This window comes from Herbaspirillum chlorophenolicum, assembly GCF_001189955.1.
GTDB classification, from domain to species: Bacteria; Pseudomonadota; Gammaproteobacteria; order Burkholderiales; family Burkholderiaceae_D; genus Herbaspirillum; species Herbaspirillum chlorophenolicum.
Window position 1 is genome coordinate 1 of record NZ_LFLT01000182.1, and the last position, 275, is coordinate 275.

Consider the following 275-nt stretch of genomic DNA (forward strand, 5'->3'; position numbering starts at 1 on the left):
GTTCCAGATATCGCACCGGTTCGCCTGCAAATGAACTAGGCAATTCATGGGCTCCATCGGCGAATGAGCCAAATAGGGTTGTTCGTAGATGGCTTCAAGAACTTTTCCGCCGGCTGGTGCCTTATCAAGCACAGTACCGCGCTCCTTAGCCACTACGCCAGGCTGATTCGTGAAGGAACGGAATTTTTGAAAAATCTCCGTTGAACTTGCCTTGAGAGACTCGGAATCATCCCATTCGATTTCCAGAGCATCGCGTCCCTGGCGAGCAATCCAGG

General features: G+C 51.6%; 1 pseudogene. It reads right to left on the bottom strand.

What is annotated here, in order from left to right:
- A pseudogene (locus AKL28_RS25250) lies at positions 1–275 on the bottom strand (aldehyde oxidase); the annotation flags it as partial.